General features: G+C 62.7%; 15 protein-coding genes. 6 read left to right on the plus strand and 9 right to left on the minus strand.

Features of this window, described 5'->3' with window-relative positions; translation table 11 throughout:
* Positions 1 to 19 precede the first annotated feature (19 nt).
* From ACP8IT_RS01420 to ACP8IT_RS01430, 3 genes are read right to left on the minus strand one after another with little or no spacing between them, the layout of a single operon-like run.
* The gene (locus tag ACP8IT_RS01420) at positions 20 to 823 is read right to left on the minus strand and encodes an LmeA family phospholipid-binding protein (protein WP_237801421.1); all 804 of its coding nucleotides are present in this window, start codon (positions 821 to 823) and stop codon (positions 20 to 22) included.
* A gap of 49 nt (positions 824 to 872) precedes the next feature.
* A complete protein-coding gene (locus ACP8IT_RS01425) occupies positions 873 to 1,682 on the minus strand; it encodes a hypothetical protein (RefSeq protein WP_023030030.1) in 810 nt (269 codons plus the stop codon).
* 32 nt (positions 1,683 to 1,714) lie between these two features.
* Complete coding sequence (locus ACP8IT_RS01430; RefSeq protein WP_005276611.1) at positions 1,715 to 2,206, minus strand: DUF2505 domain-containing protein; 492 nt, start codon at positions 2,204 to 2,206, stop codon at positions 1,715 to 1,717.
* 24 nt (positions 2,207 to 2,230) lie between these two features.
* Between ACP8IT_RS01430 and ACP8IT_RS01435 the strand changes: the two genes are divergently transcribed.
* Positions 2,231 to 3,352 carry a UDP-N-acetylmuramate dehydrogenase gene (locus tag ACP8IT_RS01435; RefSeq protein WP_284609775.1) on the plus strand — a complete coding sequence of 374 codons (1,122 nt, stop codon included), beginning with the start codon at positions 2,231 to 2,233 and terminating at the stop codon, positions 3,350 to 3,352.
* A gap of 211 nt (positions 3,353 to 3,563) precedes the next feature.
* On the opposite strand, the gene ACP8IT_RS01440 is transcribed toward ACP8IT_RS01435, so the two are convergent.
* On the minus strand, positions 3,564 to 4,040 hold the full coding sequence (locus ACP8IT_RS01440) for an S-ribosylhomocysteine lyase (RefSeq protein WP_023028200.1): 477 nt from the start codon (positions 4,038 to 4,040) through the stop codon (positions 3,564 to 3,566).
* 70 nt (positions 4,041 to 4,110) lie between these two features.
* Between ACP8IT_RS01440 and ACP8IT_RS01445 the strand changes: the two genes are divergently transcribed.
* The gene (locus tag ACP8IT_RS01445) at positions 4,111 to 5,280 is read left to right on the plus strand and encodes a YihY/virulence factor BrkB family protein (protein ID WP_005276616.1); all 1,170 of its coding nucleotides are present in this window, start codon (positions 4,111 to 4,113) and stop codon (positions 5,278 to 5,280) included.
* A 48-nt stretch (positions 5,281 to 5,328) separates the two neighbouring features.
* Here ACP8IT_RS01445 and ACP8IT_RS01450 read toward each other — a convergent pair whose 3' ends face one another.
* The 4 genes from ACP8IT_RS01450 to ACP8IT_RS01465 form a co-directional block, all read right to left on the minus strand.
* On the minus strand, positions 5,329 to 6,882 hold the full coding sequence (locus ACP8IT_RS01450; RefSeq protein WP_490290255.1) for an AMP-binding protein: 1,554 nt from the start codon (positions 6,880 to 6,882) through the stop codon (positions 5,329 to 5,331).
* Between the two features lie 11 nt (positions 6,883 to 6,893).
* Positions 6,894 to 8,603 (minus strand): long-chain-fatty-acid--CoA ligase, encoded by a 1,710-nt coding sequence (locus ACP8IT_RS01455; RefSeq protein ID WP_490290256.1) that lies wholly within the window; start codon positions 8,601 to 8,603, stop codon positions 6,894 to 6,896.
* Between the two features lie 70 nt (positions 8,604 to 8,673).
* Complete coding sequence (locus ACP8IT_RS01460) at positions 8,674 to 9,201, minus strand: methylated-DNA--[protein]-cysteine S-methyltransferase (protein ID WP_490290257.1); 528 nt, start codon at positions 9,199 to 9,201, stop codon at positions 8,674 to 8,676.
* A 20-nt stretch (positions 9,202 to 9,221) separates the two neighbouring features.
* Positions 9,222 to 10,940, minus strand: coding sequence for a long-chain-fatty-acid--CoA ligase (locus ACP8IT_RS01465; protein WP_490290258.1), 1,719 nt, complete (start codon positions 10,938 to 10,940; stop codon positions 9,222 to 9,224).
* 66 nt (positions 10,941 to 11,006) lie between these two features.
* Between ACP8IT_RS01465 and mshA the strand changes: the two genes are divergently transcribed.
* The 4 genes from mshA to ACP8IT_RS01485 are packed head-to-tail and all read left to right on the plus strand — an operon-like array spanning position 11,007 to position 15,098.
* Positions 11,007 to 12,272, plus strand: coding sequence for a D-inositol-3-phosphate glycosyltransferase (mshA, locus tag ACP8IT_RS01470; protein ID WP_023028206.1), 1,266 nt, complete (start codon positions 11,007 to 11,009; stop codon positions 12,270 to 12,272).
* A 41-nt stretch (positions 12,273 to 12,313) separates the two neighbouring features.
* Positions 12,314 to 13,060, plus strand: coding sequence for a phosphoglyceromutase (locus ACP8IT_RS01475; protein ID WP_005276632.1), 747 nt, complete (start codon positions 12,314 to 12,316; stop codon positions 13,058 to 13,060).
* A 50-nt stretch (positions 13,061 to 13,110) separates the two neighbouring features.
* On the plus strand, positions 13,111 to 14,391 hold the full coding sequence (locus ACP8IT_RS01480; protein ID WP_490290259.1) for a sensor histidine kinase: 1,281 nt from the start codon (positions 13,111 to 13,113) through the stop codon (positions 14,389 to 14,391).
* Positions 14,388 to 15,098: a response regulator transcription factor gene (locus tag ACP8IT_RS01485; RefSeq protein ID WP_490290260.1), complete on the plus strand. Its 711-nt coding sequence runs from the start codon at positions 14,388 to 14,390 to the stop codon at positions 15,096 to 15,098. The genes ACP8IT_RS01480 and ACP8IT_RS01485 overlap by 4 nt, the downstream gene beginning before the upstream one ends.
* On the opposite strand, the gene ACP8IT_RS01490 is transcribed toward ACP8IT_RS01485, so the two are convergent.
* Positions 15,095 to 15,994, minus strand: coding sequence for a DUF3109 family protein (locus ACP8IT_RS01490; protein WP_490290261.1), 900 nt, complete (start codon positions 15,992 to 15,994; stop codon positions 15,095 to 15,097). The two genes, ACP8IT_RS01485 and ACP8IT_RS01490, sit on opposite strands and share 4 nt — an antisense overlap.
* Between the last annotated feature and the right edge of the window lie 17 nt (positions 15,995 to 16,011).

Below are 16,011 nucleotides of genomic sequence, written 5' to 3' on the forward strand. Positions count from 1 at the left end.
ACTCCCTAGGTCGGCGCTGTTAGGCGGCCTTCTTCTGCTCGCCGCTCTCGGCGGAGAAGTGGTCCATATCGTTCATCGGGACATCGGTGCCGGTGATGGTCAGCGTGAGCTTGCCATCGCCCACGTCCACGGATTCAACCTGCATGTCATTGGCAACGAGCTGCTCGGACATGCCGTCCTGCAGGGCATCAGAAATGGCGCTGGTGGCTTGCTCTGGCAGGGAGAGGCCAAAGATGGCGGCCTCGGTGGCATTGATCTCCAGCTTGCCGTCGCGGGCGGTGGGCTTGAGCGAAAGGCTGGCTAAGCCGCCACCAAACTTCACTTCAAGCTCGTCGCTCTGGTCATTCGCGGTGATTTCAGTGACCACCATATTCCCAATGGTTTCGCTGCCGGATTGGTCCGAGATTCCCTTTTGGAAGCTCGCCAGCAGATAGTCATCCGGAACGGTGGTGGTGGCGCGGAGGAAGCCGGCCACTGGGTTATCTGCATCCGTGGACATATCTTCCACGTGGATTTCAGAGGCGGGTTGACCCTTGATCTGCGAGCCTTCGATCTGCAGGGTCGACGGCGTGGTCATATCCATCTGGGAAATCGAGCCGCGCATAAGCCCAAAAAGGAGGGGGCTGCCGCCAAAGCTTACCGAGGGATCCTCCGTGACCTCGATGCCTTCTTCTTTGGCGCTATTTTTAAACTCCTCGGTCATCTGGTTACCAATGAACCAGCGCAGGCCAAATTCGGCGATGAGGATTAAAACAAGCAGCGCTACGAGGACGCCTACGACAATTTTCCAAGCGAGCGATCCGCCCGATTTCTTTGCAGCCATGACTACCAGTGTGGCGCATGAGGCGGCCGGTGGCAATGTGTGCTGGATATTAGCGGGGCGCGATGCTCTCCCAGCTCACAGTGAGCGTATTATCGCGCAGCCGGCGGCGGGGAGGGTGGAGGTTGAAGGGGGCATCGGCAAGCAGGGCCTGCGCCATGCGCCACCGCACCCGCGGGCCGTGCGGGGCCCACCCGGCGGCGCGATCCCAGGCCCTGTCGGCGGCCTGCAGGAGCTCGTGGATGGGCTCGCCGGGCACGTTGTGGTGGATGAGCACCTTGGGCAGGCGCGCGGCCACATCGGAGGGGCGGGCCACGTCGAAGGGATCCCACGCGAGCGTCAACGTCTTTGGCCCATGCTGATCGAGCAGGATCCATGCCGCGCGCCGGCCCAGCTCATCGCAGGTGCCCTCCACAAAGAACCCGCCAGGGGCCAAGCGCGAGCACACCGTCTGCCAGGCCTCCGCAACCTGGTCCACATCGTATTGGCGCAGCACATTAAAGGCGCGCACCACCTGCGGACGGTAGCCCGCGAGCTCAAAACCGCCCAGCTCAAAGCGCACGCCATCGCGCGGCGGCAGCACCCGGTCCGGGTGGATTTCCAGCCCGCGCACATCCACGCGGGGATTGATGCGGCGCAGCCACCGCGCCCATTCCACGGTGGTGGTATGGGAGGCTCCATAGCCCACGTCGAGCGCGAGCGGGGTGCGTACGTGGCGCAACAGCGCCGAGATTTCCGGGTGGGCGACCATCCACCTATCGCAGCGCCGCAGCCGGTTGTAGTTGGTAGTGCCGCGGGTAATAACGCCAAAAGGCCGACCCGCTGCTGCGCTGGCGCGCAGGTTATGAGCGTGGTCGGCCATGGGAATCGGTGGATGCTAAGGCTGGGGATGCCTTAGGAGTTTTCAGAAATCCACTGTTCGGTCAGCTTGCCCTCGTTATCAAAGAGCTCTGCCAGGGATTCGCCCACCTTCGGCTCGATGGCTGCGCCCATCATCGGGATCTTGACGGAGATCTCGTTGGTGTAGGTCAGCTTGGTCATCTCGCCCTCGCCGGCCAGGGAAATCTCGCCCTTGAAGTCCACCGGGGTGCCCTTGACGTCTGCGGTGTAGTTGACGTCAGCGGCCTGGCCGTTGAGCTCGCCCACGGTGACCACGCGCTTGACCTTGAGGTCCTGCGAGACCATGGCGCGCACTGCCTCTGGCAAGAGGTTGGTCGGCAGGACCTCGTAGAGAGTTGCTACGTTATCGGAGAAATCGTGAACCTGGCCTGCCTCCGGGGAAAGATTTTCCACGATGTACTCCCAGTACCCCTGGGTGAGCAGCGCCTTGTGAACCATGTCGATAGGCTGATTGATGGTTACGGTGTTTTCACTACGAGTTGACATGCTTAACAGACTACCTTGGTATACGTGCTTGATAAATTTTTGACGCAACAACTCACAGCAATCGACGGCGTAGACGTGGATCCCACGGCGAGCTTTGCCGATCTCACCACCTTGCGCGTGGGGGGAAAGCCACAGGTCACGTTGCGTTGTTCGCTGCCCGAAGCAGCGGTTGCGGCACTGCGGTACCTCGCGAAAGAAAAAGTTCCTTTCATCGTGGTCGGCGGTGGCTCCAACCTGCTGGTTTCTGATGGCGAGGTAGACGTAGTCGCCGTTGTCCTGGACTTTGCCGCGGTGGACATGGATACCCAGACCGGTCTCGTGCGCGCCCAAGCCGGCGCGGTATGGGACGAAGTCGTGGCGGAATCCGTGGCGCAGTCCTTGGGCGGCATCGAGTGCCTGTCCGGCATTCCCGGCACGGTGGGCGCGGTGCCCGTGCAAAACGTGGGCGCCTATGGTGCCGAGATTTCTGAGGTCTTGACCCGCGTGCGCCTGTATAACCTGCGCACCGATGCCGATGAGTGGGTTCCCGTCTCCGATCTCGATCTTGCCTACCGCTACTCCAACCTGAAATTCACCGGCCGCGCGGTGGTACTCGAGGTCGAATTGCAATTGACCACGGACGGGCTGTCGCGCCCCCTGCGCTTTGGCCAGCTTACCGATAACCCCGGCGAGCGCCGCCCCGTCGCCCAGGTCCGCGAGGAGGTCCTCGCCTTGCGCCGCGGCAAGGGCATGGTGCTTGATGCCGCCGACCACGACACCTGGTCTGCCGGCTCCTTTTTCACCAACCCTGTGGTCGAGTCCAGCGTCGCTGATGCCATCCAGGACAAGGTGCGCGCCACGCTTGGCGATGCCCCCGCCGACCGCATGCCCCGCCACCCCGCCGCCGCACAGGGCGATACCTCCCCGCACGAGAAGCTCTCGGCCGCCTGGCTTATCGATAACGCCGGCTTCACAAAGGGCTACCCCGGCTCCGGCCCGGCAACGCTATCTACCAAGCACACCCTGGCGCTGACCAATCGCGGAAACGCGACCGCCGCCGATATCGTCGCCCTGGCCCGCACGATCCGCGACGGCGTGCGCGAAGCCTTCGGCGTCGAGCTCGTGCCCGAGCCCGTGTGGCTGGGCCTATCCATGGACGAGGACTAGGCCGCGCCTTTCGGCGCGACGGGGCCGCAGCCGCTGTGGCCGCGCGGGTTTTAGGCCTGCGCGGACATAAAAACGTCCAAAACAACCGCGTTCTTCTAAAATTTGCCCTCATTTTTGGCGAAACGCGGTTGTTTTGGACGTAAGTGTCGCTTGCAGGCAGCACTGGCAGCGCGGGCAGCACGGGCGGCGCAAAAGCCGGCCCGGCGCAGTCTTAGGCAGCCATGACCTCGAGCCACTCCGGCTTGGCGTCCAAGAACTTGCGGGCCGCATCCTGTGCGCCCTTCAAGCTGTGGTGCGCGCCCCAACCGCACTGCTCTTCGTTGGCGGCGGGAACCTCGGTGGCGGAAAGGATATCGTTCAGCGCACCCTCAACGGCGCGCAGCAATTCATTCTGCTCCATGCCGTTGGTGATGGCGTAGAAGCCGGTGCGGCAGCCCATGGGAGCAAAGCCGATGAGCTTATCGGTGTAGTTGCGCATAAAGTTGGCCATCATGTGCTCCACGGAATGCAGTGCCTCCGTGTCCAAGTGCTCCTTATTGGGCTGGCAGAAGCGCAGGTCATACTTGATAATCTCCACGCCGCCGCCCAAATCGGTGCGGTCAGCCACGCGGATATAAGGCGCGCTGACGAGGCGGTGGTCGAGCTCGAAGGACTTGACGTTAATCTTTTCTTGGTTCTGTTCAGTCATACTCCCCAGCCTAATCGCTGCGAGTGTCACTTCACAGAATAGATTCTTAGGCCGCATACGCTGCGTAACTATGAGTGCCTTGGACGATGCCCCCGCAACCGGCAGCAAGCAAGCCCGGAAGCAGACTGCCCAGCAACAAAAGATCGTGCCAAGCACCGTTACCACCCTGGTCACCGTGGAAAGCCCCGCCGCCGATGTCGATCCGTGGGCGCGCGGCAACCGCCTGCGCAAGGACAGCTGGGGCCTGGTAATGCGACGCGTGTGGGCTGATTTCTTCCACGATGCCTTAATGGACCGCGCCGCCGCGATGACCTACCTCACCCTCATGGCCTTCGCGCCCACTGTCCTGGCGGCATATTCCATTGCCACGCTGGTCTTTTCTTCGCGCCGGGGAGAGGTGGAGGCACTGACTGCGCAGTTCATCGATACGTACGTGCCCCGTTCTATGGCGGAGGAAGCCGGCACCATTGTCAGCTCCATTATCGGTTCTACGCGGGAGGGCACGTTTGCACTGGTGGTCTCCGTCCTGATTTCACTCTTCGCCGCCTCGGCGTATGTGCGTGCCTTCTCGCGCACCGCCAATACTGTCTACGGCCGGGTGGAGGGACGCGGCACTATCCGCACATGGGCGTTGATGTGGGCCATTACCGTGGTCCTCGTCATTGGCGCGGTGGTGGTCCTGTGTGCCAATTTATTGCGCGATACCGTCGTGGACAGCGTCATCGAGCCTGTAGCACTCCGCCTAGGGCTGCATGGAACCGTGGACTTTTTCGGTGGCATTTTTATGCCGGTGTGGAATTGGCTGCGCTTTCCCATAACTGTCGTGGTGGCGCTGGCGCTTATTGCCGTGTGGTACCACTTTGCGCCGAACGTTCGGCCCAGCCGTTTTCGCTGGATCACCTTGGGCTCGGTGGTAGCGCTAGTGACGAACCTGGTGGTGTGGGGCGCATTTTCCCTCTACATCAAGTACCTGGCCGGGGTGAGCATTTACGGGGCATTCGGAACGGTCATGGCGGTATTTATGACCGTCTGGCTGTCCAATACGATGCTGATTTTGGGCATCAAGATCGATGCGGAGGTCCTGCGTGCCAAGGAGCTGCAACTTGGACTGCACGCAGAGCGCTATATTCAAGCCCCACCGCGCTCCGAATTCGCGGCGCAGCAGCAGGTGCGCGCGAAGAAGAAACTAGAAGAGCGCTCGGGGCGCATCTTTGCCGATGCCGCCCGCGGCGAGGAATAGCCCCGCACCGGGACGTAGCCCGCGCCGGGAATCCACCGCTGCTGAGGATTAGTGTGAGGACACTGCTGCCACCAAGATGTCCTGCACCTGGCGGCGGCGCAGCTTGCCCAGCTGATCGGTGGGCAATTCCTCGCGCACCACGAAATGGCGCGGGACCTTATAGCGGGCCAAGAGGCCGCGGCAGTGCTCGCGCAGCGCTTCCGCGTCGAAGGTGGCGCTGGGGTGGAGCACCAGGCAGGCGGCGACGTCCTCGGAACCATCGGCGCGCGGGACGCCGGCCACCGCGGCTTGGCTTATCGCGGGGTGGCTAAGCAGGGCGTGTTCCACCTCGCTGGGAAAGACATTAAAGCCACCGGTGATGATGACTTCTTTAATCCTGCCGACTAGCCGGAAATGACCATCGGCCTCGCGCACACCCATATCGCCGGTGCGCAGCCAATCGCCGTGGAATGCCTCCCGCGTGGCGGCGGGATTATCGAGGTAGCCCGAAAAAACCTGGGGCCCGCGCGCCAGGATCTCACCGGGCATGCCATCGGGTTGGCTGCGGTCCAGATCATCGGGATCGCCGATGCGCAATTCGGTATCGGCAAGCGGCTTGCCGATGGTCCCCACGCGCCGACCCTCACCAAGCGGGTTAATGGTCAGCACGGGGGAGGCCTCGGTAAGCCCGTAGCCCTCGACGAGCATGCCGCCGGTGCGGTCCTGCCAGGGCTCGATGATGCGCGCGGGCAGCGATGCCGCGCCGGAAATGGCGTAGCGCACCCCGCCCAGGTCTGCGGCCTGCTCGGCGGCCTGTTCGGCGGCCGCCTCGGAGGCAGATTCCGCCGCCAGTTCATTCATGGCGCGCTCATAAATGGTGGGAACGCCCGGCATCCAGGTCGGGCGGCGCTGTGCCAAGGCGCTGACCACGGCCGCGGGGCGCGGGGCGGGCAGCAGGATGATTTCGGCGGCGCAGCGCACCGCGAGCAAGACGCTCATGGTCAATCCATAAGAGTGGAACATCGGCAGCGTGGCGAGGAAACGCTCGTGGCCCGGGCGCAGATCGGCTTGCGCTTCCAATTGGATGCAATTGGCGGCGAGGTTGCCGTGCGTGAGCACCACGCCCTTGGGCTGGCCGGTGGTGCCGGAGGTGTAGAGGATGAGGGCGGCATCGGCAAGCGCGGCCTGGCGGTGAGGCACTGGGGCGCCGGAGAGGGGAAGGGGCGCCGCCAAGGACACGGGGATCACCGTGCTGGCCAGGCCATCGACCACGGCGGCGACCTGATCCCAGACCAGGGCGATGCGGGCGCCGTGGTGGGCAAAGAGCGGGGCCAGCTCGTGGGCGGTGTACTGAGGGTTATGTTCGACTACGACCGCGCCCAGGCGCAGCACCGCGAAAAAGGCAATGAGGTGCTGCGGGGAGTTGGGCAAGACCAGCGCTACCCGGTCACCGGGGCGGATTCCCATCTCCCGCAGGGCGCCGGTGGCAGCGGCGATGCGGGTATCCAGCTCCGCGTAGCTCAAGGTCTCGCCGCCGAAAAAGGTGGCGGGACGGTCGGGGAAGTTGGCTACTGCGGTGGCGAGGAAATCCGTCAGCGTGGCGTCGTACTCGAGGTCTGACATGGTGGTTAATACTAAGCCTTCTGCGTGAGGAGATCGAGGAGATCCTGCTGCACCATGCGGCGGCGGATCTTGCCCAGCTGGTCCGAAGCCAGCTCCTCAAAGTGGTAGAAGGTGCGCGGAATCTTGTAGCCGGTCAGGCGCTCGCGGCAGAAGGACTTGAGGCCCTCTGGGTCTAGGACGGCGCCATCGCGCAGGATGACGCAGGCGACGACGTCCTCGGAGCCATCCTTGCGCGGGCGACCCACCACGGCGACCTCCTTGACGTCTGGGTGCTTGCGCACCACTTCTTCGACCTCGGCTGGGTAGACGTTAAAGCCGCCGGTGATGATGATTTCCTTGATGCGGCTGACCAGCCGGACCCAGCCATCCTCATCCATGATGGCCATATCGCCGGTGCGGAACCAGCCGTTGTGGAAGGACTCCGCGGTGGCCTTTTCGTTATTGAAATAGCCCTGGAAGATCTGCGGCCCGCGAGCCAGCATCTCGCCCGGCTCGCCATCTGGCTGGGTTTCATCGAGGTTATCCGGGTTGCCAATGCGCACCTCAACATCGGGGAAGGGCAGGCCCACATAGCCCGGGCGGCGGTTGCCGTTCATGGGGTTGCCAATGAGCACGGGGGAGGTCTCCGTCATGCCAAATCCCTCCACGAGGCGGCCGCCGGTCATGGATTCCCAGCGCTCCATCACGTCAACCGGCAGGGTGGCGGCGCCGGAGAAGGCGTTGCTGATGCCGGCGAGATCCACGCCCTTGTCCTCGGCGGCGTCCATGATCTTCTCGTACAGCGTGGGCACGCCCGGCAGCCAGGTGGGGGTGTGCTTCTTAATGATGTCCATGATGAGCGGCATCTGCGGGGACGGGACCAAGATGAGCTCGGCGCCGAAATAGATGCTGAGCACGCACAGCGTGGTCATGCCGTAGGCGTGGAAGAGCGGCAAGGCGGCGAGGAAGCGCTGGTCGGTGGCATCCATATTCGTCAGCCAGGCCTCGCCCTGCACGCAGTTGGCGATGAGATTACCGTGCGAAAGCAGCGCGCCCTTGGGTTTTCCGGTGGTGCCGGAGGTGTAGAGGATAAGCGCGATATCGTCCTGCGTAACCTGGGCAATCTCGAGGTCCTTGCCGTCGCCGCCGATGGCAGAACCGATAAGCGTGGACCAGGCCACGGTATTCGGGGCCGCACCGGTCAGCTGCTCGCGCTTGGCGGCCAGCGGTGGCAGGGGAATCCGCAGCGCGAGGCGCTTTAGTGGCGGCATCGCCTCGATCATATTGACGGACACGATGGTCTCTAGCGGGGTGGTGGCGCGCAGCTTATTCAGCGTCTGCGCCGTCTTATCCCAGGCGATGACCACGCGCGCCCCGTGGTCCTGGAACAGCCCCTCGAGCTCGTGGGCGGTGTAGAGGGGGTTGTGCTCCACCGCGGTGGCTCCCAGCAACTGGATGGCATAAAACGCCACCACGTGTTGGGGGCAGTTGGGCATGACGATGGCGACCCTATCGCCAGGCCGGATGCCAAAGGCCTTAAGGCCCGCGGCGGCGGCGCGCACCTGTGCGTCTAAGTCCGCGTAACTCTGTGTACTGCCGAAGAAGTAGGTAGCGGACTTATTCGCATTGATGCGGAGGTTATTGACGTAGTAGTCAACGATGGTTTTATCGCCGTAATCAAGCGTGGCGGGGGTCCAGTCGCTGTAGTGCTTAATCCAGGCCCGGGATTCGTATGCGGACACGCGCTACCCTTTCGTTTGGTAAAGAAAAATATTACAAAGGGCGAGTATACCCAGAACGTGAGGAAATCCTCTAGTTTTCTTCGAGTGTCAGCAAAAAACGCTTGATATCTAGGCCGCCGGCATAGCCACCGAGCGATCCATCGCTGCGCAGCACGCGGTGGCAGGGCCGAATAATCGGCAGGGGATTGGCGCCGCAGGCTGTGCCGACCGCCCGAGTAGCAGCAGGACGCCCCACGGCGGCGGCGAGCTCGCCATAGCTTGAGATCTCGCCGTAGCCAATGGTGTCCAACTGCGCGTGAATTTGGGCGCGAAATTCGGTCGTCGGCGCCGGGTTGAGCGGCAGGTCAAACTCGCGGCGGCGCCCGGCGAAATACTCCGCGAGCTGCTCCTGCGCCGCATCTAAGATGTCTGCACCGCGCTTGTCGATGCCCCCATTCACCCCGCCGCTCACCTCGCCGCGAACCTTATTGGTTTCGCGGTGTCCCTTGCTGGTTCCGTCGCGACCCAACTGGATCGCGACGAAGTCAACGCGGGACAGCCCGTCTGCGTCCGCGGTGAGCAGCAGCGGGCCGATGGGGGTGTCGATGGTGCGCAGCATGGTGGTGTGAACGCTAGTTCTTAGGCGTTCTTCTCCGCTTCGAGGCGGTTGATGAGGTCTGCTTGCACCTCGCGGCGGCGGATCTTGCCCATCTGGTCCTTGGCCAGCTCTTCAAAGTGGTAGAAGGTGCGCGGAACCTTGTAGCGGGTCAGGCGCTCGCGGCAGTAGTCCTTGAGGCCTTCGGGGTCGAGCGCGGCGCCATCGGCAAGATCGAGGCAGGCAACGACATCTTCGGAGCCGTCCTCGCGTGGGCGGCCCACCACGGCGGCGTCGTCGACGCTGGGGTGCTCGCGCAGGATTTCTTCGACCTCGCCCGGGTAGACGTTGAAGCCGCCGGTGATGATGATTTCCTTGATGCGGCTGACCAGGCGGATGAAGCCGTCTTCTTCCATGATGCCCATGTCACCAGTGCGGAACCAGTCACCGTGGAAGGCGGCGTCGGTGGCTTCTTGGTTATTGAGGTAGCCCTTGAAAATTTGCGGGCCGCGGGCCAGCACCTCGCCCTCGACGCCGTCTGGCTGGGTTTCATCCAGATTATCGGGGTTGGCGATGCGCACCTCGGTATCCGGGAAAGGAATGCCCACATAGCCGGGACGACGATCGGTGCTCATGGGGTTACCCACGATAATCGGCGAGCACTCGGTAAGGCCATAGCCCTCCACGAGCAGGCCGCCGGTGGCATGCTCCCACTTATTGACGGTCTCAGAAGGCAGGGTGGACGCACCGGAGAAGGCCGCGCGCACGCCCTTGATGGGAACCTCTTGTTCCTCGGCTGCCTTGACGATGCGCTCGTACAAGGTAGGAACGCCCGGGACCCAGGTCGGGGTGTGCTTTTTCATCAACTGCATGATGAGCGGGATCTGCGGCACGGGGAGAATAACCAATTCGCCGCCGATGAGCTGGGCCAAGGTGACGTTCATGGTCAGGCCGTACGCGTGGAAGAAGGGTAGGGCGGCGAGCATGCGCTCTGGCTTATCGCCCAGGCCCGGGACCCATGCCTTGCCCTGGAGCAGGTTGGATACGAGGTTGCCGTGCGAGAGCATCGCGCCCTTGGGCGCGCCGGTCGTACCGGAGGTGTACATCACCAGCGCGACGGTGTCCTTATCAATGTCCTCCGGCGTATTGATATCGCTGCCGTTGCCACCGATGGCATCGCCAATCAGCGCCTCCCACGGCACGGTATTCGGCGCTGGGGCGGAAAGCTGCTCGCGCTTGGCCTTGAGCGGGGGAAGCGGCAGGCGCAGTGCGGCGCGCTGCAGGGTGGGCATGGCGTTGATCATGTTGATGGACACGACCGTTTCCAGGTTGGTGGTAGCCCGCAGCTTCTCCAGGGTGGGGGCGGCCTTGTCCCAGGCGATGGCGATGCGCGCGCCGTGATCCTGGAAGAGACCCTCCAGCTCGTGGGCGGTATAGAGCGGATTGTGCAGCACAACCTGGGCGCCGAGCTTCAAGATGGCATAAAAGGCCGCGATGTACTGCGGGCTATTGGGAGCAACGATGGCTACGCGGTCACCGGGGCGCACGCCGAAGGCCTTAAGGCCTGCTGCGGCGGCGCGCACTTGGCGGTCCAGCTCGGAATAGTTTTGGGTGCGCCCAAAGAAATACGTGGCTGACTTATCGCCATTGACCTCGAGGTTGTTGTCATACAGGTCCAACAGGGTGGTGGTGCCATAGTCGAGGCTATGCGGCGTCCACTCCGGGTAATACTGGAGCCATGCCTTTGATTCGTAAGCGGACAATGCGTGACCTTTCGGTAGCGTAGGTTGTTGGCAGGGGCCAGTATAGCGCCGCTAAGATGGGACAACATGCGCATCGCCATGATTTCTATGCATACCTCCCCCATTGAGCAGCCTGGCTCCGGGGATGCCGGCGGAATGAACGTCTACGTTTTAAATATTGCCTGCCAATTAGCCCAGCTTGGCGTGGAGGTGGACGTCTATACCCGCGCTACCCGCCCCAGCCACAAAGAAATCGTGGACGTGGCCCCCAACCTGCGGGTGATCAACATCGTGGCAGGCCCCTTTGAGGGGCTAGAAAAGGAAGATTTGCCCACCCAGCTCGCGGCCTTTTCCGGCGGCGTGGTGCAATTTGCCAAGTGGCAGGGCAAAAAATATGACCTTATTCATTCCCACTACTGGCTGTCCGGCCAAGTGGGGTGGCTGCTGCGCGATCTTTGGGGCATCCCCCTCGTCCACACCGCCCACACGTTGGCCGCGGTGAAAAACGCTTACCGCACCGCCGAGGACACCGTGGAATCGGAGGCGCGGCGCATCTGCGAGCAGCAATTGGTAGATAATGCCGATCTCCTGGTGGTCAATACCGATCAGGAAGCCCGCGACTTGGCGGAGCATTACGATGCCGAGCGCGACATCATTCGCGTGGTCTCCCCGGGTGCCGACGTGGGCCTTTTCACCCCTGGCACCGACCGCAATACGGAGCGCTCCCGCCGCGAGCTGGGCATCCCGCTGCACACCAAGGTCATCGCCTTTGTGGGGAGGCTACAGAAATTCAAGGGGCCCGAAGTCCTCATCCGCACCGCCGCCGAGCTCTGCCACCGCGAGCCCACCCGCGATTTTCGGGTGCTGATCTGCGGCGGGCCATCCGGGGCCAATGCCTCGCCGGAGGCGTATAGGGAATTGGCGCGGGAGTTGGGCGTTAAAAAGCGCGTGCGCTTTTTAGGCCCCCGCCCGCCCGAGGAACTGGTGGGGGTGTACCGCGCCGCGGATATCGTGGCGGTGCCCAGCTACAACGAATCCTTTGGATTGGTGGCGCTCGAGGCACAGGCCTCTGGCACGCCGGTCGTCGCCGCGGCCGTGGGTGGGCTGCCCATCGCCGTCGTCGATGGTGAGACCGGGTTGCTGGTGCCGTCCCACGATCCGAAGGAATGGGCGGATTCCTTGACCCAGCTGCTGGACGATGACCCCCGGCGCATCGCCATGGGCGAGGCCGCCGTCGCGCACGCCGCGCGCTTTAGCTGGACCAACACGGCTCGCGAGCTGACGGAGATTTATGCCGAAGCCCAGCAGATTCCGGTGCCTGACTGCCACCAACGCCGCGCGATGGGAGACTAGCCTCACTGACGCGCCGGGCGGTTTCGTGGCATGCTGGAGGCATGACTAACGGAAAACTGATTCTTCTTCGCCACGGCCAATCCACCTGGAATGAATCCAACCAATTTACCGGTTGGGTCGATGTTGACCTGACAGAAAAGGGTGAGGCAGAGGCCAAGCGTGGCGGCGAGCTGCTCGCGCAAGAGGGCATCCTGCCCAACGTTCTGTACACCTCCTTGCTGCGCCGCGCCATCCGCACCGCCAATATCGCGCTGGATGCGGCCGACCGCCACTGGATCCCGGTCATCCGTGACTGGCGCCTTAACGAGCGTCACTACGGTGCGTTGCAGGGCCTGAACAAGGCTGAGACCAAGGAAGAATACGGCGAGGACCAGTTCATGGCATGGCGCCGTTCCTATGACACGCGCCCGCCCGAGCTTGCCGATGACGCCGAGTACTCCCAGGCCAACGACCCCCGCTACGCGGACTTGGACAAGGTCCCACAGACGGAGTGCCTGAAGGACGTTGTCGAGCGCTTCGTGCCCTACTTCGAGGAAGAGATTCTGCCGCGGGCTAAGAAGGGCGAGTCAGTCATGATCGCAGCGCACGGCAACTCCCTGCGCGCGTTGGTCAAGCACCTCGATGGTATTTCCGATGATGACATCGCCGGGCTGAATATCCCGACCGGCATCCCGCTGGTGTACGAGATTGCGGAGGATGGCTCCGTGGTCAACGAGGGCGGCACCTACCTGGACCCAGAGGCCGCCGAGGCCGGGGCCGCTGCCGTCGCCGCGCAGGGTGGCAAGTAACCCGCTACTGCATATAAGTCCCTGGGGAGGTGCTCCCTGGGGACTTTCTAATGATTAGGCTTAATCACGTGGAATTAATTTTTGTCTTTCTCGCGGGCGTGCTCGTCTGCGCGGTGACGCTGCCATTAATTTCCCGGGTGCGCGAGCGTATGGCACGCCGCCAGCGCGCGAGCGATGCCCAGGCAAACCAGGTCACCACCGTGAGCCAAGGCCTGCATCTTGCGGTCCAAGGCTCGCCCACGGCGCTGACGGTGCTCGATAGGAACCAGGAAATCATCCTGTCCAATCCAGCGGCGCACGAGATGTCCGTGGTCCACGATCGCGCCGTCAACCCAGAGATCTGGAAGACCGCAGAGCAGGTCTTCGAGGATAAGGAAACCCGCACCGTGGACCTGGCCATCCCCAAGCGCCGCACCGGGCACCGCGTCACGCAGGTCAAGGCCGTCATCAAGCCGCTGACGCTGAACGATGGCCGCTTCATCATCATCTACGGCACCGATGAGAGCGAAAACGTGCGCATGGAATCCGCGCGCCGTGACTTCGTGGCCAATGTCTCCCACGAGCTGAAAACCCCGGTCGGTGGCATCGCGCTGCTTGCCGAGGCCCTCCTCCAAGACCCCGAGGACCCGGAGCACGTGAAGTACTTCGGTACCAAGGTGCAAAAAGAAGCCAACCGCATGGCGGATATGGTCAGCGAGCTTATTTCGCTGTCCAAGCTGCAGGGCGCCGAAGCGCTACCGGAAATGCAACCGCTTTACGTGGACGATCTCATTGACGAGGCGATTTCGCGCAATCAGCTCGCCGCAGACGCGCGCTCCATCAGGCTGACCCAAGGTCCCTCCGAGGGCGTGCAGATCAGAGGCGATCGTTCTCTCTTGGTAACGGCGCTGTCTAACCTGATTTCCAACGCGATCAATTATTCGCCAGAGGAATTGCCGGTCTCCGTCTCACAGAAGGTGGTGGGGGATGACGTCGTGCTGATCCGGGTAACGGACCGCGGCATCGGCATCCCGCCGGAGCATCAAAAGCGCGTCTTCGAGCGCTTTTTCCGCGTTGACCAAGCCCGGTCGCGGCAGACGGGAGGCACTGGCCTAGGATTAGCAATTGTCAAACACGTGGTGGCCAACCACGGGGGCAATATCAAGCTGTGGTCGCGGCCTGGCACGGGCTCTACTTTCACCATCGAGTTGCCCATATATAAGGAAGAGAAGCCAGCGCACGAGGCTGACTTGCAGGATAATGAAGACAGGGATTCCGTCGATGCGGCGGCTCCTGGGCTCCAGCGTGCGGTAGCACGCGTAGCAGCACGTCGAAAGGATAAAGCACAATGACCACCATTCTCATCGTGGAAGATGAAGAGTCGCTGGCCGATCCGCTGGCATTCTTGCTCCGCAAGGAAGGCTTCGAGCCGATTATCGCTCTCGATGGCCCATCCGCGCTGGAGAAATTCGCCGATAATGACATCGACATCGTGCTGCTTGACCTCATGCTGCCCGGCATGTCCGGCACCGACGTGTGCAAGCAGCTGCGCGCTACCTCCTCCGTGCCGGTCATTATGGTGACCGCGCGCGATGCGGAAATCGATAAGGTCGTGGGTCTAGAGCTGGGCGCGGACGATTACGTCACCAAACCGTATTCCTCCCGCGAGCTCATCGCCCGCATCCGCGCTGTGCTGCGCCGCGGCAACGATCAGTCCTCCCACGCCGACGCCGCGGAGGGTGCCGAGGCAGAAGACGAGCAGATCTTATCCGGCGGCCGCGTGAAAATGGATGTTGAACGCCACATCGTCACCGTGGTGGATGAACCGGTAGCGATGCCGCTCAAGGAGTTTGACCTGCTGGAATACCTCCTGCGTAACGCCGGGCGCGTGCTGACCCGCGGCCAGCTCATCGATCGCATCTGGGGTGCGGATTACGTGGGCGATACCAAGACGCTCGACGTGCACATCAAGCGCCTGCGCACCAAGATTGAGGAGCATCCCTCTCGCCCGAAGCACCTGGTGACGGTGCGCGGGTTGGGCTATAAATTCGAGCTCTAATACCAGCCGGCCTTGATACTGGCTGGGTGCTGGCTAAGCTTTACGCCGTGCTCGGCGGCCTCCGCACGAGCCCGGCATTGTTGCGCCAAAATATCGTAGCTTTCGCGCCCCATGAGCGCGACGAGCTCGTCCTCGTGCGATTGCCACATCGGCAGCGGATTGGCGTGGCAGGCGCCATCGGTAGAGCAGTACCAATCAAAGTCTTCGCCGCCATTGCCCCAACCGCGGCGGTCATATTCGCCGATGGTGGTGCGCAAAATCTCCTGCCCATCGGGGCGTTCTTCATAATCCTCGTAGCGCCGCAGCGGCAGCTGCCAGCACACCTCTGGCTTGACCACGGTCAGCTCCTCGCCGCTATCTACTGCCCATTGGTGCAGCGCGCAGCCGGTGCCCGTTTCCCAGCCGGCGCGGTTGGCAAAGATGCAGGCGCCATCCACGATGGGCGTTTTCAGCGCCGGCTCCGGTTCGCCGTCCTCGCCGTCAAGCTCATCCCATTCCAACCACGGCTCTAGCTCATCGGTGTTTTCTTGCGCCAGGAACTCATCTACCCCCGCTGGCCGCAGCTGCCAGTAGCGCGCGGGCATGCGGGAGACGGCATCGTAAAGCTGGTCCCGGTCTTGTTCATCGGCCATATATGCACCGTGCACGCAGCAGCCCACATCGGGCTGGCTCTTATCGATGCCCCTGCACGCCGACGTGCCAAATTGGCAGCTGTAGTGCGATTCCACCCACGTGAGATCGATGGAAAAGACGTGGTAAGGGTCGTTTGGGTTGGTAAATTCGAACCACTCCCGCGGAAAACCTGGGGCCTCTTCGCGCCCGGCTTTAATCGATGCCGCCGCTGGCGAGCTCGCGGGAAAACCTAGGTAAACGGTGTCAGATTTTGGGCGATTCACACCTAACCACGGTAGAC

Source organism: Corynebacterium sp. LaCa_23, assembly GCF_058182375.1.